Origin of the sequence: Flintibacter hominis, from assembly GCF_014287965.1 — a bacterium.
GTDB classification, from domain to species: domain Bacteria; phylum Bacillota; class Clostridia; order Oscillospirales; family Oscillospiraceae; genus Lawsonibacter; species Lawsonibacter aceti.
Window position 1 is genome coordinate 117,989 of sequence record NZ_JACOPO010000002.1, and the last position, 17,639, is coordinate 135,627.

The window sequence follows — 17,639 nt, forward strand, 5'->3', positions numbered from 1 at the left end:
CGCTCGCTTATTTATACCCCCCCTGGGTGGGGTGTATATATCATACCCTGACATCTCAGCTTTGTCAAGAGGATAGTATGGGCGTTTTTCCGGATCTTATCAAAAGAGCCGCACGGCTGTACACCGCGCGGCTCCTTAGTCTGTCACTCCGCTGGACGGTCTTCGGATAAATCCAGACCGCTAATCAATTCTCTTAAGGGCAGAATGAACTCTGGGGATATGGACAAGCTGTCCACCCCCATCCGGAGGAAGGTCTCCGTCAAATCAGGATCTGCCCCCAGATCTCCACAGATCGACACCCGGAGCCCGTGCCGGTGTCCCGCCTCCACGGTGTGGCGGATCATCCGCAAAACGGCTGGGTGCCGGGGATCGTAAGCGCCGCCGGCGCGGCATCGATCTGCCGCCAGAGTATACTGGGTCAGATCGTTTGTCCCCAGGGAAAAAAAGTCCGCCTCTAAGGCCAGCTCATCCGCCAGCACAACGGCGGCAGGCGTTTCCACCATGATCCCCACTCTCACTTCTCCCGGCTCCCGGCCCTGGCTCTGCAACTCACTTCGGCACTCCTCCAGGATCTCCCTTGCCTTCCGGACCTCCCACGGGGCTGTCACCATGGGCAGCATCAGGGAAACTGGTCCCAGAGCACCAGACCGGAGAATAGCCCGGAGCTGTGGGCGAAACAGGTCGGGACGGGCTAGGGACAGCCGGATACCCCGGCATCCCAAGGGGGAGCTGTCCCCCTCACGCCCCAGACAGGGGGCCTGTTTGTCTCCCCCCACATCCAAGGTCCGGATGACCACCGGCCGGCCAGCCATCGCCCGCACCACCTGGGAATAGGCGGCAAACTGTTCCTCCTCATCCGGACAGGTATCCCGGTCCAGGAAGAGGAACTCACTTCGGAACAGCCCCACGCCCTGGGCGCCCTTCTGCCGGGCCAGCTCCCCCTCAGCGCCGCTGCCAATATTGGCCAGCAACGGCATCTCCCGGCCATCCAAAGTAACTGTATCCCGGTCTCTCCACTGGTTTAACCGCAGCCGCTCCTCCCTGCCCTTACGGGCCATCTGCTCCCCCTCCTCCACTATCTGCTCTGTGGGGTCAAGGTACAGCCAGCCCCGGTCTCCATCCAGCATGGCTGTTCTTCCCTGCCAGTCCTCCTGGATTTCTACCCCCATCACAGCCGGGACGCCCATGGCCCGGGCCAGGATCGCGGTATGGCTGCTGGCCCCCACATCTCGGGTAACCAGCCCCAACAGCTTGTCCCGCTCCAGTCCGATCAACTGGCTGGGGGACAATTCCTCTGCCGCCAGAATGGACGGCTCCCCGCCCAGCAAGTCCTCCTCCCGGACTCCGGTAAGCAGGTCCGCCACCCGGCGCGTAATGTCCCTCATGTCGTCGGCCCTGGCCTGCATATACTCGTCCTCCATAGCGGAAAAGAGGGCGGTGAACCGCGCTCCCGCCCTCTGAACCGCTTGGCAAGCTCCCTCTCCCCGGCGAATGGAGGTGTGCACCGCCTCCTGGTAATCCGGGTCCTCCAGCAGCATCTGGTGGATGCGGAAAATGGCAGCCGCCTCCATCCCCGCCTGGTCCAAGGCCCGTCCATAGAGGTCCTCCATCTGGTCCATGGCGCCGCGCCGGGCGGCCTCAAAGCGGTTCAGCTCCTCCTCCGGGGACAATGTCGGCCCGGCTGTATCAGTTCGGCCCATTCGGGGACAGATGCGGATGGGACCTAATGCAATTCCGCCGATGCTCCATGTCCCCCTGATCGCCTCCATGAAACCAGCCTCCTTTACAGGTTCTCCCGGAAAAAACGCTCCAGGACCGCTATGGACCTCTCCTCATCTCCCCCTTGGACGGTCACGGTGATCTGATCCCCCTGGCGCACGCCCAATGTCATCAAGGCGATGATCCGGGTAGCCTCCACCGCTGTCCCTCCTTTGATTATGGCAACCGTGCTGTCCAGGCCTCTGGCTGTCTGGACCAATAGGCCGGCAGGCCGGGCATGGAGGCCCAGCGGGTCCTTTACCGTGTACGGAAACTGCTTCACCTGGTCACCATCTCCTTTTCCCTCAAGACTCACAGTTCCTCCGCCCTGGGCATAGCCGGGATCGCTCCGCTTCTGGAGCAGGTGATGGCAGCCGCTCGGTTGGCATAGGTCAGAATGTCCCGCAGCTCCTCTGCCGTCAGCCCCGCCATCGGCTCCCTTCCCCGGCTGCACAGCCGGGCCAGCACAGCCCCCAGGAAGGTATCTCCGGCTCCGTTGGTGTCAGCGACCTGGACCGAGGCACCGGGGACAGAAAAGCTCTCTCCCCGCCAGCGGCAGAAGGCCCCCCGCTCCCCCAGCGTGACCAAGATCAGGGAAATGCCCCGCTCTTCCAACAGGCGGCTGCCCTCCTCTGGGTCCCGCGTGCCGGTGAGGAGGGGGAGCTCCTCCTCTGACAGCTTGATCACATCCACCAGGGGCAGAGGTATGGCCATCCACTGGGCGGCCTCCTCTGGATTCTTCCACAGGGGCGCCCGATAGTTGGGGTCATAGCTGACCAGGACGCCCGCTCGGTGGGCGTGGCGGGCAGCGAAAATGGTAGCGTTTCGCTCCAGTCCCGCCGTCAGGCTCACCGAGCCAAAATGGAGAAATTTGGTGCGGCCCAGAGCCTCCTCATCCACCTCCTCCGGGCTTAAAGTGCAGTCGGCCCCCCGGATGAACTGAAAGTCCCGCTCTCCCCGCGAGTCTACCGACACCACAGCCAGGGTGGTGGGCTGGCTGCCCGTCCGCAGGCCGGAGCAGTCCACGCCATTTTCCTCCAGCACCCGGCGCAGGTAGGCGCCAAAGCTGTCCCGGCCCACTTTTCCAAAAAAGGCGGTCTCCGCCCCCAGCCGCGCCGCCGCTACCGCCACATTGGCGGGGGCTCCTCCTGGATTGGCGGCAAAGGCTGGGATTCCCTGATCTGTTGTTCCCGTCTGGGTCAGGTCGATGAGGACCTCTCCAACGCTTATGATATCTCTCATAATGCCGCCGCCTTCTTTCTCTTCTTTTCCTTCCAGACCAGGCAAGCCCACCAGCACAGGGACACCAGATAGAGGTAGACCGCCAGGGGCAGCGCTGACGCTCCCACCCCAAGGGTGGTCAGCGGGACGCTGGCGGAGATGGCCCAGGGCACCAGACCGGCTAGATTAAGCACAGAATTTCCGAGATTGACCGCCAGTTCCATGGAATCCAGGCCCCGCCGACGGTACTCCCCCTCCATCAGTTGGGCCCCCATCACAATGCCCACAGCCTGGTTACAGAACAGGCCGCAGCAGCCAAAGGACAGCAGGATGTGGACGGGGAACAGACCTACCCGGTCTACCAGATGCCCCACCCGGTCAGTCACCGGATCCAGCAGCCCGGTCCCGTTGAAGATACCAGAATAGGCGCAGGACAGGACCACAGTCAGCACGACGTTGATCATGGAACTCAGGCCTCCGCCGGCCATAATGTCCGCCAGACCCGGTTGAGCTGTCTGGTAGCCCACCAGACAGGCCAGCAGCAGTTCACCCAGATCCATCCCTTGGACGAACAGGGCGCAGATGGCGGCCAGGACACAGCTGACAGCGATGGACAGGAACGCACTTATTTTGAGCCAGGGCAGAAGGAGCACGGCGGCGGCTGGAAGAAGTGTCACCCAGCTCAACTGAAAGCCGCTCTCTAACGCCTCGATGATGTGGCTGTCTACCTGCCGGATGGGACACAGGATGGATAGGACACCATAGACAGCCAGCGACAAAGCCATGGGCAGAGGGGTAGCGCGCCACATCTCGTGCTGAAAGGCCCTCTGCTCCGCCCCTGACACCGCCGCTGTCAGCGCCGCGGAGGAGGAAGCGGGGGACAGCCGCTCTCCCACATAGATCCCGGATATGATAGCCCCGGCGGTGACGGTTAGATCGGCCCCGCCGCTGCGGGCGATGGCCATCAGGATCACTCCCGCGGTGCCCACTACACCGAAGGAACTGCCAAAGGCCAAGCTGAACAGGGCTGGCAGCAAAAAGGCCACCAGGATGAAGGTCCTGGGTGTGATGAGTTGTGCGCCTCCCCAGACGAAGAAGGCCACCGTCCCCCCCGCCCGCCACAGGGCGGTGAGCAGCCCGATCAGGACCAGGATACGCAGCACCTTTACTGAGGTCTTCATTCCCGTCAGGGTCATTTGGACCAGGTCAGCCGCCCGGTGTCCCCGGTGCAGCCCGACCAGGAAAAAGCACACCAGCCCCACCAGCAGGGCCAAAAACTGGGGCAGCCCCATGACCATACAGCAGGCCACACAAGCCAGGAACACCCCAAACGCCGCAAAAAGATCCACTTTTTTCTCCCCTTTTATCCCTCTCCGCCCGAGATGGGACACTTTTTCATCCCGCAATACTACAATCGTGCCATGCCGTCGGTCCGCTCGGTCCCCTCCTCAGGGCTGTCAGTCCCGTTGTGTCCCTCCTGTTTGCCGCCATTATAGCATTTTTTCGCTCCAGTGTCATCCGGTTTTTCAGCATGGCCCACCATTTCCTTTTCGTCCTGTCCCCCCTTTCTTTTCCAAAAAAGGTATGGTATAATAAATTCTCAGAGCATATGGGACAATACTATTTTTCGGGGCCGGGCCGCTGTCCGACCATTTTGTTGTGCGCCTCCCTCTCCCTGGAATCGTTCCTATGCCCTTGGCATACTGGAGCATATTATAATAGGGAAAGGCGGAATCTTTTTGGACAACCTCGTACTCATCGGTATGCCTGGTTCTGGCAAAAGCACTGTGGGGGTTCTGCTGGCCAAGGCCCTGGGGTTGAGCTTTGTCGATGTAAATCTGGTCATCCAGCGGCGGGAGGGCGCCCTTCTTCAAGAGATCCTGGATACTCAGGGGGCCGAGGCTTTTCTGGACGCGGAGGAGGAAGCTGTTCTCTCCCTCCAGTGTCAGAACGCGGTCATTGCCCCAGGGGGAAGCGCGGTATGCCGGGAAAAAGGCGCGCTGTATTTGAAGGAACTGGGCCGGGTCATCTATCTCCGCGTCCCTCTGGAGGAGCTGGACCGCCGCATCCAGGATCTGGCCACTCGGGGCATTGCCATGGCTCCGGGACAGGGCCTGGCGGATTTAATGGCCTATCGAGGCCCCCTTTATGAAAAATATGCCGATCTCATCGTCGATTGCCTGCCTGGTCAGACTCTTGCCCAGACTACGGGTGCGGTTCTGGACTGTCTGTCCCAGGACCTCTCTGCCCCAGCCCACGGGGTCAATGTGGGCCAGACGGCAGCGATCCGGCTCCGTTCTGAATCAGAAAAGGAAGGATCCAATGACATTTCGTGATTTGGGGCTCAACGCCCCCATCCTGCGTGCCCTGGAGGAGCAGGGCTATGCCAAGCCCTCTCCCATCCAGGAGAAGGCCATTCCCCCTGCCTTGAAGGGCCGGGACGTACTGGGCTGTGCCCAGACTGGCACGGGCAAAACCTGCGCCTTTGCCGCCCCCATTCTCCAGCGGCTGGCCGCCTCTCCCGCCGCCGGCCGTCCGATCCGTGCCCTGATCCTCACCCCTACCCGCGAGCTGGCCATCCAGATCGGAGAGAGCTTTGCGGCCTACGGCAAGTATCTGAAGCTGCGCCACACCGTCATTTTCGGCGGCGTGGGTCAAGCCCCCCAGGCCGAGGCGCTGAAGCGGGGGGTGGATATCCTGGTAGCCACTCCGGGTCGGCTCATTGATCTCCACGACCAGGGGCTGATCTCCGCCAATCATCTGGAAATTTTTGTCCTGGACGAAGCCGACCGGATGCTGGATATGGGCTTTATCCACGACGTGAAAAAAATACTCAAGTGGCTGCCCCAAAAGAAGCAGACGCTCTTTTTCTCTGCTACCATGCCCCCGGAGATTACCGAGCTGGTAAACTCTCTTCTGAAGGATCCAGTCAAGGTCGCGGTAGATCCGGTATCCTCCCCGGTGGATGCCATCCACCAGACCGTATACTTCGTAGACCGGGGCAATAAGACCCAGCTTCTGGCGCTTCTGGTGGAACAGTTGAAGGTGAAGAACGCGCTGGTCTTTACCCGGACCAAGCATGGGGCCAACAAGGTGGCCCGGGACTTGGTCAAAGCGGGGATCCCCGCCGCCGCCATCCACGGCAATAAGAGCCAGACCGCCCGGCAGCAGGCCCTGTCTGACTTTAAGGCTGGCCGGATCCAATGCCTGGTGGCCACTGATATCGCCGCCCGTGGGCTGGACATCGAGGAGTTGTCCCACGTCTTTAACTACAATCTGCCCGAAGTCCCGGAAACCTATGTCCACCGCATCGGCCGCACCGGCCGAGCGGGCCGGGAGGGCGTGGCCGTGGCCCTGTGCGATTTCTCGGAAAAACCCCTGTTGAATGATATTGAGAAGCTTATGGGACGAAAGGTACCTGTGGTGGAGGACCATCCCTGGCCTATGGAGGTGTTTGAGGCCCCCAAGCGGGACAAAAACGGCAAGCCCATCAACGCTGAGGACGCCGAGGCCCGGGCCGCTGCCAAAGAGCTGCGCCGGATGCGGGACCAGAGCCAGAAGGAGACCCTCCAGCGCAAGGCGGCCCAGGCCCAGCAGAAGGGCCAGGAGGCAGGAGAGCAGGAGGAAAAGCGTTCCCGCTCCCGCCGCCGGAAGAAAAAGGCCAGTCAGTCTGAAGGGGTGCCCCCCGACACCGCACCCGCCGCCCTCCAGGATTACGAGAGTCCCATCCGCCGCTCCGAACCACCCAAGCGAGGAGTACGTCCCGGCACGCTGATGGACACCGGCGACGCCATGCCACGCACCGATTTCCACCGGCCCAACCCTCTGGACAGCGATGTCATCATGGACGCCACCGCCCGGCTTCTGGCGCCCCGGCGCTCCCCCCTGGTTCCCTCTCGCGGCGGGAGTGACCGAAAGGAGAGCCGTGCCGGCAAGGGACATAGCAGCAGAGAGGGCCAGCCGGCCCCCCAGCCCGGTCAGGCGCACCGGCAGAAGGCCAAGTCCCGCGCCGGGCAGCAGTCCGAGTCCAGGGGGGCTGCGCCCAAGGCCACGTTGGAAAAGAAGTCCGGCGGCAAGAAGCGGACCTCCCGCCCCGACAGGCGCCATTCCCAGCCACCGGAACCCCGCCGGAATGGTCAGCCTAAGGACTCCACCGAGCAGCATAGCCTGATGAAGCCCTATTACTTGGATATTGGCAGATGATCCCGGTGGACGGAGCAGAGGGGCTCTCTCCCGCTTCTATGTCCGCTCCCAGTCAATTTGTCTTACAAAATACTATTTAATATACAGAATATGGAGGAAAACAGTATGGATTATCAGGCCCTCTATCAGCAGAAGCTGACCACCGCCGACGAGGCGGTCAAGGTGGTCAAGTCCGGTGACTGGGTAGATTACACCTGGTGTACCAACCACCCCATTGCCTTGGACAAGGCCCTGGCCGCCCGGCAGAATGAGCTAACCGATGTCAAGGTCCGGGGCGGCGTCACCATGTGGATGCCCGAGATCGCCAAGGCCGAGGACGCCGGGGAGCACTTCGCCTGGCACTCCTGGCACTGTAGCGGAATCGACCGGAAGATCATCGCCAAGGGAATGGGTTATTTCAGCCCCATGCGCTACTCCGAGTTGCCCCGGTTCTACCGGGAACACCTGGATCCCGTAGATGTGGTAATGCTCCAGGTCACCCCCATGGATAAGCATGGCAACTTTAATTTTGGTCTGGCCTGCTCCCACCTGGCGGATATGCTGGCCCGGGCGAAGCGCGTCATCGTAGAGGTCAATCAAAATCTTCCCTGGGTCTATGGCCTGACTGGTACAGAAATCAACATTCAGGACGTGACATATGTGGTGGAAGGAGATAATCCCCCCATCGCCCAGCTTAGCGCCGGCGGCCCTGCTACTGAGGTGGACAAAGCGGTGGCCAACCTGGTGGTGCCCCAGATTCCCAACGGTGCCTGCCTGCAGCTTGGCATCGGTGGTATGCCCAACGCTATCGGCGCCATGATCGCTCAGTCCGATCTAAAGGATCTGTCTGTCCATACCGAGATGTATGTGGACGCCTTCGTGGACATGGCCGCCGCCGGCAAGATCACCGGACGGCACAAGGCGCTGGATAAAGGCCGCCAGGTCTTTGCCTTTGCGGCTGGCACCCAGAAGCTGTATGACTACGTGGACCGCAATCCCGACGTGATGGCTGCCCCTGTGGACTATACCAACGACGTCCATGTCATGGCCCAGATCGACAATTTCATCTCCATCAACAACGCCATTGACATGGACCTGTTCGGCCAGGTCAACGCTGAGTCTGCCGGCATCAAGCACATCTCCGGCACTGGCGGACAGTTGGACTTCGCCATGGGCGCTTACCTGTCCAAGGGAGGCAAGAGCTTCATCTGTATGTCCTCCACCGTCACCGGCAAGGATGGCACGGTCAAGAGCCGCATCGTCCCCACTCTGACTCCCGGCTCCATCTGCACCGACCCCCGGTCCTGCACCCACTACATCGTGACTGAGTACGGAATGGTATGTATGAAGGGCCTGTCCACTTGGCAGCGCGCTGAGGCAGCCATCTCCATCGCCCACCCTGATTTCCGTGAACAGCTCATCAAGGACGCGGAGAAAATGGGCATCTGGCGGCGCAGCAACAAGTAAAAAGCTTGCTAATAAAAAAATCCCTGTGTCCAAAAGGCACAGGGATTTTTCAAATCAGCTCCCACTGAAAGTCCTCCCACTTCAACCGGCTGCCCACCGTGGTCCCCTCCGGCAGCAGGAACATGGTAATAGAGTGCTCCCGCCCCCCATCAGACAGCAGGTCGGCGTAATCTCCGTTGACTCTCTGAACTGTGTAAAAAATCGGGTCCAATTTCAGCTCTCTCCTTTCTCACTTCCCGTCTGCTCCTTACAGGACCGGCGGATCTGGAAATAAAATACGAGATAACTGATTACATCCAGCACAAAGATCAGCTGAAAAATCACATTTCGGGCAAACTTTTTCCCCGTCAGGTTGCCCAGCCGGTACTGCACATACAGCCCGCTGATGGAGTAGGCCGAGGTGACCAGCACCACGGAATAGGCAAAGGCTACGCCAAGAAATCCGGAGGGCAGCAAGATCTGCAGACCTGGAATCACGAGAAAGGCGGCTAACACCATTGACCAAATCTGCAGGTGCGTGATAAAAAAGGGGATGGTCAGCAGCTTCATGGCCAAGGCCAAGTGATTCAGCCTTCTCCGGGCGGAAAGGTCTGCCTGGACTCGCCTCACCCGCTTGATCAGAAAGATGATGGCTACCACGGCAAGAATCAGGTTGGCGATCACCGCCGGCGGCAGCAGTCCCCATGGGATATCCAGGTCTCCACTCCCGTCCGACAGCAGAATGGGTCCCAGTAAAACGGCCTGGGTCCCATAGAGGCTGACTAAATAAAGAGCGCTTATGATGATCATGTCTACTCACTCCTCAACGCCCTGTAAAAAGTCCGTTTTATGGGACTGCTCTTTTCCTATACTTAGGTTGTCGATCAGACAAGAAAGGAGCAGAACATTATGGATTACAGCATCGTTTGGGTACGGGGACATGTGGAGGTCTACGACTGGGCAGGGCGGTTCTGCTTCTCTGCCGATAACGAGCGGGAGGCCAGAGAGGAGCTGGCTCTCACCGCGTAAATTCAACTTGGGGGTGCCTACGGGGGCGCCCCCTTTTCTTATTGGCTGCGCCGGTGTTCTCCGTTCAGGAGTCGATAAAGCTGCGGATACGCAGCTTCACTCCCAACCGGTCAGCGATGTCCCGGCAGTTCTGGATCTCCTCTTGCGTCTTGTCCTTGTCCACGATAGTCAGCACTACATGGGGCACATAGTGCTTGGCCTCTCCGGCAAAATCCAGCATGGCCTGATAGGCCGCCTCCCCCTGAACGGGGTGGCACAGGGCGGTGTAGTCCGCCGCGTTGTCCGAGTTGAGAGAGATAGACAGGGTATCGATGCGTCCCTTTAGCTCTGGGCACACATCCCGGCCCAGAATCAGATTGGCGTGTCCATTGGTGTTGATACGCACTGGGGGCAGCTTATCCCCGAAACGCCCCTTCAGTTCGTCCACCAGCCACAAGATATCATCCAGGCGGTAGGTGGGCTCGCCATAGCCACAGAATACGATCTCCCGGTAGGAGCACACATCCCGGCTCAAAAAGCTGTCCAGAGCCTCCTGGCGGGTAGGCTCCCGCTCCAGCCACAGGGAGTCCTCGGTATAGATGGACCCCTGCGCCCTGCCGTGGCGCAGGCAGAATTCGCAGTTGCAGTTGCATTTGTTGGTCAGGTTCACATACAGCGCGTCCTCATATTCATAGGTAATGGTCATGGTAGATCCGTCCTCTCCTTTTTCTTCTTGGGCAGCATAGGTGGAAAGACACCTGTGCGCACCCCCACAAACCGAATGATGATCCAGGCAGCCGCGAAGGCCGCGGCCCAGGCCAACAGGCCGTGGTATTCCACATAATCCTCCTGGCTAGCCGTGGCGTGGCCCCCCTCCATGTCAATATAGCAGGTATCCACGGTAACTCCATGGTACTTGTTCAGCTCCTCCAGCTGGTCGTCCGTCAGGGACTCCCGCGCCAGAGTGCCGATGGGCAGGCGGGCATAGCTGGCTGTCATAGGGGTCTCCCCCTCCTCCCGGTATACCACGCTGTCCGAGTTGACTTTGGCGGCGATCCGTGTGCCGTCTTCCAACTGGAAAATATGCCAGAATAGTCCGTCGATATAGCCGCCGGGGCTGTTGCTATTCAGAGTAATGGAGTCCATCTCCATCGTAAAATACTCGTTGTTCTCCATATCAGCCAAGGTCTCAGCCAGAGGGATATCTTCACTGGCCACCGCACCGACTGAGCCTTCTTCCGCGGCGTTCTTCTCCAAATACGCCTGGTACCCCTCCTCCAGTGTCTGTTCGTACAGGTATTGCGCTCCAAAGGCGATCCCAGCCGACAGCAGCACAGTCAGCAGTAAGTCCCAGCGCCAGTACCAGATACTACGGCGCCTCATTAGGCTCTCCCCCTTCGATGCCAAAAAACCGTTTCCCGTTCTCCAGGGTGATACGGGCCACCTCATCCGGAGTCAGCCCCTTCACCCGGGCGATGGCTTCCGCCACCAGATGAACATGGCTGGAGTCGTTCCGCTTTCCCCGGAAGGGTTCCGGCGTCAGGTAGGGGGAGTCAGTCTCAATCATAATCCGGTCCATGGGCAGCCAGTCGATGACCTCCAGGGCCTTCCTGGCGTTTTTGTAGGTAATGACGCCGGTGAAGGACAGCATCCATCCCAGCTTGACCAGCACCTTGGCGTCCTCCAGACTGCCGGAATAACAGTGGTACACCCCGGTAACCTGGGGATACTCCCGGACAATGGTCAGGCAGTCCTGATGGGCTTCCCGGTCATGGACGATAACGGGCAGATGGAGGGACTGGGCCAGCTCCAGCTGGCGGCGAAAGACATTCTGCTGTAAGGCCCGAGGCGGGTTATCCTTCCAGTAGTAGTCCAGTCCGATCTCTCCAATGGCCCGGACCTTCGGGTGGGCGGCCAACGCCCGCAGCTCCAGTAGAGCCCCGTCTTCCCAGTCTCCACAGTCGGAGGGGTGGACCCCTACTGCCGCGTAGACATAGGGAAAGCGGTCTGCCAGCTCCAGGGCCGTCTTTGAGCTCTCCAAATCACAGCCGGGATTTAAAATCAGCTCCACCCCGCATCCCGGCATGGAGGCCAGCACCTCCAGCCGGTCGGCGTTGAAGGCCCCGGAGTCATAGTGGGCGTGGGTGTCGAATACCGCCATAGGCTACCCCTCTCTTCTTCATCAAGCGTGTCTTTTATCATACTCCCATCCCCTCAAAAATGCAAGTGGATGGCCCCCCTGTCTCTCCTTCATTCACGTCGGTATGGGGGGGACTCCTCCCTTCTTCCTCCTGCCCCCCAAAAAAGGCAGGTCAGCGGTATTCCCCTTGCCCTTTGGCGCAAAGCCTGATATGCTGTCGTTGAAAGGAGGGGTCCCTCTTGAAGATCTCAGTAGAACACGCCCCTTTAGAGGAAAACGAGGTCATCCTGCGCTGTTCCAACTTGGACCAGGAGATGCTCTGGGTGCTGTCCATTCTCCGCTCCGGCCTGCAAAAATTGTGTGCGTGGGATGAGCGACGCGAGGTCACCCTCCTCTCTCCCAGTGAGGTAGTGTACTGTGAGAGTGTGGATGACCACACCTTCCTCTATACCTCCGCGGCAGTCTATCAGACTGCTCTTAGCTTGGCGGAGCTAGAGGGGCGGTATGGAAGCCTTGGCCTTTTCCGCACAGGCAAGTCGTCCATCGTCAATCTTCACCGTGTCCGCGCCCTGAAAAGTCAGCCTGGCGGGAGGATCGAGGTCACTTTGGAAACAGAGGAGAGGCTGGTGGTCTCCCGCCACTATGCGCCCCTGCTGCGGGAGCGGCTGGGACTGTGAGAGAAAGGAGTGTTATCTATGTTCAGAGAAGAATTTATCCACTATTACAGCTGGGGCGTCACCATGAAGTACCACATGGGCGTCTATACCGCGGCCCTTGTTTTCACTGACTGTATTGCCCAATGGCTTATGGGGCGGCAATCCATCCCCATCCTGGTCCTGGGGGAGATGCTGCTGGTATCTATGGGGGTGGCTGTCCTTGAGTCCTGGATCTTTCCCCGGAGAGAGGTATGGGAGGGCGAGGCCCTGATACGCCGCACCGCCCTGTGGGCACTGGCATCCAATCTGGGATTCGTAGGAGGGGCAGCCCTGTGCGGCTGGTTTGATGGCGTTCCTCTGTGGGGTGCCGCGCTGTTGGCTCTTTTTCTGGAGTTCGGTCTGGCTTCCATGTGGTTCGCTGACCATGTGGCTCTCCGGCGGGATACCCAACGGCTCAACGAGAGGCTGCGCCAGTATCAGAATGAATAGACGGCAAAACTACGGCAGGACATCTGAAGGGATGTCCTGCCGTTTTGTCGGACATTTCCGAGCCATACGCAGCAAAGCCCATTTTGATTCCAAATCAAATTGCAGCCCAGTGCAGCAATACATATGTATTTTACCTTTTGAATCATCACCACCGGTCCAGCCGGTGAGTTCCAATTATAAAAAAGTCGGAGCAAGCGGTTGCGATTTGGAGAGGATGAGCAAGTGGGCGGGGGGATAACGCTTTTTGCACACACATAAAAAAGCGTCGGAGCAAAGAGAAACTTTGCTCCGACGTGGTGACCCAGCGGGGACTCGAACCCCGGACCCACGGCTTAAAAGGCAGTTGCTCTACCGACTGAGCTACTGGGTCATATATATTCTTTTTTGAAATATTGGCTCCGGCACAAGTCCATAAGAAGTCGCCAGAGGCTGATGTCTCCATCAGATTTGGCAGGGATGGCTGGACTCGAACCAGCGAATGAGGGAGTCAAAGTCCCTTGCCTTACCACTTGGCTACACCCCTGTATCTGCCGCGAAGAAAAGGCAAGGGCCGGAGCCGAAGCTCCCGGCCCTTACGCCTTATTGGTCTGGGGTGGGTAAAGGGACTCGAACCCTCGACACCCGGAACCACAATCCGGTGCTCTAACCAACTGAGCTACACCCACCATATCGCTGACTGTTCACAGATTGGCTCCCAAAACCGGGGGCCTTCGCCCTGTCAGAGGACCATCCAACTTGAGAGGATAAGGGGAGAATACAGGGGCGGACTACGCCACAATGTCCAGAACAAAATTGCTCCGACATGGCACGCCTGAAGGGACTCGAACCCCTGACCCACTGCTTAGAAGGCAGTTGCTCTATCCACCTGAGCTACAGGCGCGTATGGAGCGGGTGATGGGAATCGAACCCACGCGACCAGCTTGGAAGGCTGGGATTCTACCATTGAACTACACCCGCATAGAAGGCGCGGTCCTTCCACGTCAGCCTTGAAATTGTAGCACACCAAGACCCGGTTTGTCAATCCCTTTTCTTCTGTTTACAGCAATTCATAAAATATTTCTCTCTCCGGCAGGGATTCCGGTCAAAACCGCGGGGAGGGGGGCTGCCCCTCTCCCGCGTGTTCCTTATGTAGCCGCTTTCCGGACCAGAGCCGATTGGATCCGGTGGTCCGCCACTTTTTCCACCTGGATATCCAGTCCGTTGACTTGAACCGCCGGCCGGCTGCCGTCCTCTGGAATGGTACGCAGGCAGCTGAGTACCATTCCACCCACCGTGTCATAGTCCAGGTCGCCGGACAACTCGATCCCCAGAGTTTCGGCCAGTTCCCCCACGCTCAACGCGCCGCTGGCTCTCCACAGGCCTTCGCCTATCTGTTCCAGTTCCGGCGGCTCCGCAGGGTCGTACTCATCATAAATATTGCCCACGATCTCCTCCAGCAGGTCTTCCACCGTGATAACACCTGCCAAACTTCCATATTCATCCATCACCACAGCCAGATGTATCTTCTTTCGCTGCATATCCCGCAGCAGGTCGCCGGCGGACAGGCTGTCTGGTACCAGGTAGGCCGGGCGCATCAGCTCCCGCACCGTATGGCCGCCCCGGCCCGTCCAGTCCAGCAGGAAGTCCCGGGCATAGAGCACACCCACCACATCGTCGTCGTCCTCTCCACATACAGGAAAGCGGGACAGCCCACTGCTTTGAATTACATCCAGCACCTCCTCCCGATCCGCGTCTTCCCACAGGGTAATTACATCTGCTGCCCGGGTCATCACATCGCCCACAGCCTGCTCAGAAAAGTCAAATACATTATGTAGCAGTTCCTTTTCCTCCGCGTCAATAGCGCCATTTTCATTCCCCAGGTCGATCATCATGCGGATCTCATCCTCGGTGACCTGCTCCTCCTCCACCTCCACGGGCACCCCAATCAGCCGCAGCACCCCATTGGTGGAACAGGAGAGCAGAAAGATCACAGGCCGGGCCAGCACTGCTATGGCGGATACCACTCGACAGGAAAAGCGAGCCATCTCCATAGGCTTCTGCATGGCGATCCGCTTAGGTACCAGCTCTCCGAATACCAGTGTAAAGTAGGATAGGATCAAGGTAATGAAAATCACAGACAGGGTATCCACCACCGATATGGGCAACATCGTGATACCCAGATCCTCGCAGAACCAACGCACCAAGTACTCCGAGAAGCTGTCGGCGGCAAAAGCCGAGGCCAGAAAGCCAGCCAATGTGATTCCGATTTGGATGGTGGACAAAAATCCGGCTGGCTCCTCCACCATCTTTAGCAGCCTGGGGGCCAGCTTGTCCCCCTCCTCCTCCAACTTGCGCAGCTTATTGGCGTTTAGAGAGATCACGGCAATCTCTGTCGCCGCAAAAAAGGCATTTATCACGATCAGTACCACCTGGAGCAGCAGTTGGAGCGCTATGGTCATCAAATCAGTTCCTCCTTTGATTTCTTCCGCCTGTGCTGACATATGCAAAAGGCATGGCCCGCTCCGCGCAAAGCGAAACAGGCTATGCCTTTTTTCATCTGTTATCGATTTGTAAGTGACAGGGACCGTCTCGGTCAGGATCCATAAGAATCGAGGGGCTCCTTTTTACACAGGCTTCCGGCGCCGCTGTGGCACCGGCCAACATTATCATATCCAAAGGCGGCTCTCACGTCAAGGCATTCCCCGCAACCTTAACGCTTTATTGACAGGCGCTCCGTTCGTTCAGCGCAGAGCCGTGTCACAGAAGGCGCAGCAATCCACCCCACCGTTCTTTTTCACCAGAGGCGGCAGATACGGTTGTGTCTGGGTGATGCACCTGGGGTTGGAGCACACCGGCTTGGTCCCGATCTCCACCGCCTCCGTCCGTTCCAGCCGGGGCTGGTTCGCCAGGTCGGACAACAGGGCCATCCGTGCGAACATCCCGTACCGAGCCTGCTGAAAATAGGCCGCCCTGGAATCGTCATCCACATCCACAGTAATCTCATCCACCCTGGGCAGGGGGTGCATGACCAGCATCTTCTCCTTGGCCCTGTCCAGCTTCCGCCGCGTGAGAATATAGATCCCTTTGTTCCGCTCATATTCCAGGGGATCTACAAACCGCTCACGCTGGATCCGGGTCATATACAGCACATCCAGTTGTGGAATGACCGCCTCCAGCCCCGTGACTTCCGTAAATTTCATCTCATTTTCCAGCATGAAAGCCCGCACATAGTCGGGGACGGCCAGCTCGCGGGGCGAGATCAGGAAAAAGCGGATATGTTCAAATTTGGCCATGGCCTTGATGAGGGAGTGGACCGTGCGCCCATTCTTCAAGTCGCCGCACAGTCCGATAGCCAGTCCATCCACGCCGCCCAGCAGCTTGGTCATGGTCGTCAGGTCAGCCATGGTCTGAGTGGGATGCATATGGCCGCCGTCCCCGGCGTTGACCACCGGAACATGGGAGTAGAGGGAGGCCGCCTTGGCCGCCCCCTCCCAAGGTGTACGCATGACAATAACGTCGGCGTAGCTGGACACCATTTTAATAGTATCCTTTAGTGTCTCTCCCTTGGCCACAGAGGAGGAATTGGGGTCCGCGAACCCAAATACCGTCCCACCCAGCCGAAGCATGGCGGTCTGGAAGGAAAAGTTAGTTCGGGTAGAGGGTTCGTAAAACAAATTGGCCGCCACCTTGCCCCGACATACATCAATGAACTTCTCCGGGGCGTCTATGATCTGACTGGCCCTGGCATATAGCTGATCCCACTCCTGGCGGGACAGGTCGCCAAAATCGATCAGGTGCCGCATCGTCCCTCACTCCTCATCTTTTTTCTTCCAGCTATCCTACCACAAACCACCCCGCTCCGCAAGGTGGCAGAACAACTTTTCCTATTTTTTAACTCAGGAGCACACCAATAAATCACAAAAATTTCCCCGCATGAAAATCATCCATTTCCACACCCTAACAAATGTGAATGGAGGGTCTCATTTGGTCTGGTTTTGGTATTTTTTGATATACAGCTTTTTTGGCTTTTTGTTAGAGGTGTCCTATGCCCGGATCACCGGGGGATATCCGGAACGCAAATGTCTGTTGGTGCTGCCTCTATGCCCCGTCTATGGGTTGGGTGCCTGCGCCATTTTGCTATTGGCTCCAGTCAAAGGCTTTCCTCCGGCCGTCTTTCTGTTGGGCGGACTAGCGGCCACAGCGGTAGAATATGGGGTCAGTCTCTTTTATGAAAAAGCCCTTAAGGTTTCCTTCTGGGACTACCGAGGATTGCCAGGCAGCATCCACGGCAGGATATGTATGCCCTTTTCTCTGGCTTGGGGTGTTCTAGCTCTGCCTCTGATCTACTGGGTTCATCCGGCTCTAGCACCATTGGTTCAGGCCATCCCAGGGCCGGTCAGTCTGTCCGCCGTGACAGCGGTGGGGGCGGACTCCTTGATTTCTCTGGCACTGTTGGCTCAAACCCATGACCGATCCTGTCTGGAGTGGCGCCGATCCTGATACCGGGGAAGGTACTACTGTTTGTTGCCTCCAGCAGATACAGAAAAAACAACCAGTCCAAATGGACTGGCTGTTTTACTATCCCGCAGGCAGTCATATACTTTCCAAATCGATAGCTTGATACTAGTTCATACTAAAAATGTATGCCTTAGGTGCGCCCAACATCACAGCAAAAATACTACTTTAATATGATGCTTTTTTGCCAAAGGTCTGTATATCGAATACCTACATTGTGACTGGGGAAGTGAGGTCTTGCACCT

18 protein-coding genes and 5 tRNA genes are annotated in these 17,639 nt (G+C 58.5%); 6 read left to right on the top strand and 17 right to left on the bottom strand.

Annotation, left to right across the window (positions count from 1 at the left end; translation table 11 throughout):
- Positions 1-143: 143 nt before the first annotated feature.
- From ptsP to H8S11_RS14060, 5 genes are read right to left on the bottom strand one after another with little or no spacing between them, the layout of a single operon-like run.
- Complete coding sequence (ptsP, locus tag H8S11_RS03805; protein WP_186852245.1) at positions 144-1,769, bottom strand: phosphoenolpyruvate--protein phosphotransferase; 1,626 nt, start codon at positions 1,767-1,769, stop codon at positions 144-146.
- A gap of 14 nt (positions 1,770-1,783) precedes the next feature.
- Entirely contained in the window at positions 1,784-2,041 is a 258-nt protein-coding gene (locus H8S11_RS03810) for an HPr family phosphocarrier protein (RefSeq protein ID WP_147571067.1), read from the bottom strand.
- 29 nt (positions 2,042-2,070) lie between these two features.
- Positions 2,071-3,000 (bottom strand): carbohydrate kinase family protein, encoded by a 930-nt coding sequence (locus tag H8S11_RS03815; RefSeq protein ID WP_147571068.1) that lies wholly within the window; start codon positions 2,998-3,000, stop codon positions 2,071-2,073.
- Positions 2,997-4,328 (bottom strand): Na+/H+ antiporter NhaC family protein, encoded by a 1,332-nt coding sequence (locus H8S11_RS03820; protein ID WP_186852246.1) that lies wholly within the window; start codon positions 4,326-4,328, stop codon positions 2,997-2,999. The genes H8S11_RS03815 and H8S11_RS03820 overlap by 4 nt, the downstream gene beginning before the upstream one ends.
- Before the next feature lie 59 nt (positions 4,329-4,387).
- On the bottom strand, positions 4,388-4,522 hold the full coding sequence (locus H8S11_RS14060; protein ID WP_262669447.1) for a hypothetical protein: 135 nt from the start codon (positions 4,520-4,522) through the stop codon (positions 4,388-4,390).
- Between the two features lie 196 nt (positions 4,523-4,718).
- Here H8S11_RS14060 and H8S11_RS03825 point away from each other — a divergent pair, with 196 nt between their 5' ends.
- From H8S11_RS03825 to H8S11_RS03835, 3 genes are all read left to right on the top strand, one after another.
- Positions 4,719-5,315 carry a shikimate kinase gene (locus H8S11_RS03825; protein WP_186852247.1) on the top strand — a complete coding sequence of 199 codons (597 nt, stop codon included), beginning with the start codon at positions 4,719-4,721 and terminating at the stop codon, positions 5,313-5,315.
- Positions 5,302-7,182 (top strand): DEAD/DEAH box helicase, encoded by a 1,881-nt coding sequence (locus H8S11_RS03830; RefSeq protein WP_186852248.1) that lies wholly within the window; start codon positions 5,302-5,304, stop codon positions 7,180-7,182. Before H8S11_RS03825 ends, H8S11_RS03830 begins: the two co-directional genes overlap by 14 nt.
- 105 nt (positions 7,183-7,287) lie before the next feature.
- On the top strand, positions 7,288-8,628 hold the full coding sequence (locus H8S11_RS03835) for a butyryl-CoA:acetate CoA-transferase (RefSeq protein WP_186852249.1): 1,341 nt from the start codon (positions 7,288-7,290) through the stop codon (positions 8,626-8,628).
- A 49-nt stretch (positions 8,629-8,677) separates the two neighbouring features.
- On the opposite strand, the gene H8S11_RS03840 is transcribed toward H8S11_RS03835, so the two are convergent.
- The 5 genes from H8S11_RS03840 to H8S11_RS03860 form a co-directional block, all read right to left on the bottom strand.
- The gene (locus H8S11_RS03840) at positions 8,678-8,839 is read right to left on the bottom strand and encodes a hypothetical protein (RefSeq protein WP_186852250.1); all 162 of its coding nucleotides are present in this window, start codon (positions 8,837-8,839) and stop codon (positions 8,678-8,680) included.
- A 2-nt stretch (positions 8,840-8,841) separates the two neighbouring features.
- Entirely contained in the window at positions 8,842-9,417 is a 576-nt protein-coding gene (locus tag H8S11_RS03845) for a DUF6652 family protein (RefSeq protein ID WP_186852251.1), read from the bottom strand.
- A gap of 283 nt (positions 9,418-9,700) precedes the next feature.
- Positions 9,701-10,321, bottom strand: a complete 621-nt coding sequence (locus tag H8S11_RS03850; protein ID WP_186852252.1) for a TatD family nuclease-associated radical SAM protein — start codon at positions 10,319-10,321, stop codon at positions 9,701-9,703.
- Positions 10,318-10,998 (bottom strand): hypothetical protein, encoded by a 681-nt coding sequence (locus tag H8S11_RS03855; protein ID WP_147571075.1) that lies wholly within the window; start codon positions 10,996-10,998, stop codon positions 10,318-10,320. The genes H8S11_RS03850 and H8S11_RS03855 overlap by 4 nt, the downstream gene beginning before the upstream one ends.
- A complete protein-coding gene (locus H8S11_RS03860; RefSeq protein WP_147571076.1) occupies positions 10,985-11,776 on the bottom strand; it encodes a TatD family hydrolase in 792 nt (263 codons plus the stop codon). The genes H8S11_RS03855 and H8S11_RS03860 overlap by 14 nt, the downstream gene beginning before the upstream one ends.
- 218 nt (positions 11,777-11,994) lie before the next feature.
- Between H8S11_RS03860 and H8S11_RS03865 the strand changes: the two genes are divergently transcribed.
- Both H8S11_RS03865 and H8S11_RS03870 read left to right on the top strand, forming a co-directional pair.
- A complete protein-coding gene (locus H8S11_RS03865; RefSeq protein ID WP_147571077.1) occupies positions 11,995-12,432 on the top strand; it encodes a LytTR family DNA-binding domain-containing protein in 438 nt (145 codons plus the stop codon).
- 18 nt (positions 12,433-12,450) lie between these two features.
- The gene (locus H8S11_RS03870) at positions 12,451-12,900 is read left to right on the top strand and encodes a DUF4175 domain-containing protein (RefSeq protein ID WP_147571078.1); all 450 of its coding nucleotides are present in this window, start codon (positions 12,451-12,453) and stop codon (positions 12,898-12,900) included.
- A 294-nt stretch (positions 12,901-13,194) separates the two neighbouring features.
- Here H8S11_RS03870 and H8S11_RS03875 read toward each other — a convergent pair.
- The 7 genes from H8S11_RS03875 to pyrB all read right to left on the bottom strand — a co-directional run bounded on the left by H8S11_RS03875 (position 13,195) and on the right by pyrB (position 16,682).
- Positions 13,195-13,270 (bottom strand) — tRNA-Lys (locus H8S11_RS03875).
- Between the two features lie 78 nt (positions 13,271-13,348).
- Positions 13,349-13,423, bottom strand: a tRNA-Gln gene (locus H8S11_RS03880).
- A 65-nt stretch (positions 13,424-13,488) separates the two neighbouring features.
- A tRNA-His gene (locus tag H8S11_RS03885) sits at positions 13,489-13,565 on the bottom strand.
- A 138-nt stretch (positions 13,566-13,703) separates the two neighbouring features.
- Positions 13,704-13,780, bottom strand: a tRNA-Arg gene (locus tag H8S11_RS03890).
- Positions 13,781-13,783: 3 nt separating this feature from the next.
- A tRNA-Gly gene (locus H8S11_RS03895) sits at positions 13,784-13,857 on the bottom strand.
- Positions 13,858-14,024: 167 nt separating this feature from the next.
- Positions 14,025-15,338 (bottom strand): hemolysin family protein, encoded by a 1,314-nt coding sequence (locus H8S11_RS03900; RefSeq protein ID WP_147571168.1) that lies wholly within the window; start codon positions 15,336-15,338, stop codon positions 14,025-14,027.
- A gap of 282 nt (positions 15,339-15,620) precedes the next feature.
- Positions 15,621-16,682 carry an aspartate carbamoyltransferase gene (gene pyrB, locus H8S11_RS03905; RefSeq protein ID WP_186852253.1) on the bottom strand — a complete coding sequence of 354 codons (1,062 nt, stop codon included), beginning with the start codon at positions 16,680-16,682 and terminating at the stop codon, positions 15,621-15,623.
- A gap of 181 nt (positions 16,683-16,863) precedes the next feature.
- On the opposite strand from pyrB, the gene H8S11_RS03910 reads away from it, so the two are divergent.
- The gene (locus H8S11_RS03910) at positions 16,864-17,379 is read left to right on the top strand and encodes a putative ABC transporter permease (RefSeq protein WP_147571080.1); all 516 of its coding nucleotides are present in this window, start codon (positions 16,864-16,866) and stop codon (positions 17,377-17,379) included.
- The last annotated feature ends 260 nt before the right edge of the window (positions 17,380-17,639 follow it).

Excerpts from the sequence above, each read along its gene's own strand:
- H8S11_RS03815 (WP_147571068.1), bottom strand. The coding sequence starts at position 3,000 with ATGAGAGATATCATAAGCGTTGGAGAGGTCCTCATCGACCTGACCCAG.
- H8S11_RS03850 (WP_186852252.1), bottom strand. The coding sequence starts at position 10,321 with ATGACCATTACCTATGAATATGAGGACGCGCTGTATGTGAACCTGACC.
- H8S11_RS03870 (WP_147571078.1), top strand. The coding sequence starts at position 12,451 with ATGTTCAGAGAAGAATTTATCCACTATTACAGCTGGGGCGTCACCATG.
- pyrB (WP_186852253.1), bottom strand. The coding sequence starts at position 16,682 with ATGCGGCACCTGATCGATTTTGGCGACCTGTCCCGCCAGGAGTGGGAT.
- H8S11_RS03845 (WP_186852251.1), bottom strand. The coding sequence starts at position 9,417 with ATGATCATCATAAGCGCTCTTTATTTAGTCAGCCTCTATGGGACCCAG.
- H8S11_RS03830 (WP_186852248.1), top strand. The coding sequence starts at position 5,302 with ATGACATTTCGTGATTTGGGGCTCAACGCCCCCATCCTGCGTGCCCTG.
- H8S11_RS03855 (WP_147571075.1), bottom strand. The coding sequence starts at position 10,998 with ATGAGGCGCCGTAGTATCTGGTACTGGCGCTGGGACTTACTGCTGACT.
- H8S11_RS03900 (WP_147571168.1), bottom strand. The coding sequence starts at position 15,338 with ATGACCATAGCGCTCCAACTGCTGCTCCAGGTGGTACTGATCGTGATA.
- H8S11_RS03860 (WP_147571076.1), bottom strand. The coding sequence starts at position 11,776 with ATGGCGGTATTCGACACCCACGCCCACTATGACTCCGGGGCCTTCAAC.
- H8S11_RS14060 (WP_262669447.1), bottom strand. The coding sequence starts at position 4,522 with ATGGTGGGCCATGCTGAAAAACCGGATGACACTGGAGCGAAAAAATGC.
- ptsP (WP_186852245.1), bottom strand. The coding sequence starts at position 1,769 with ATGGAGGCGATCAGGGGGACATGGAGCATCGGCGGAATTGCATTAGGT.
- H8S11_RS03835 (WP_186852249.1), top strand. The coding sequence starts at position 7,288 with ATGGATTATCAGGCCCTCTATCAGCAGAAGCTGACCACCGCCGACGAG.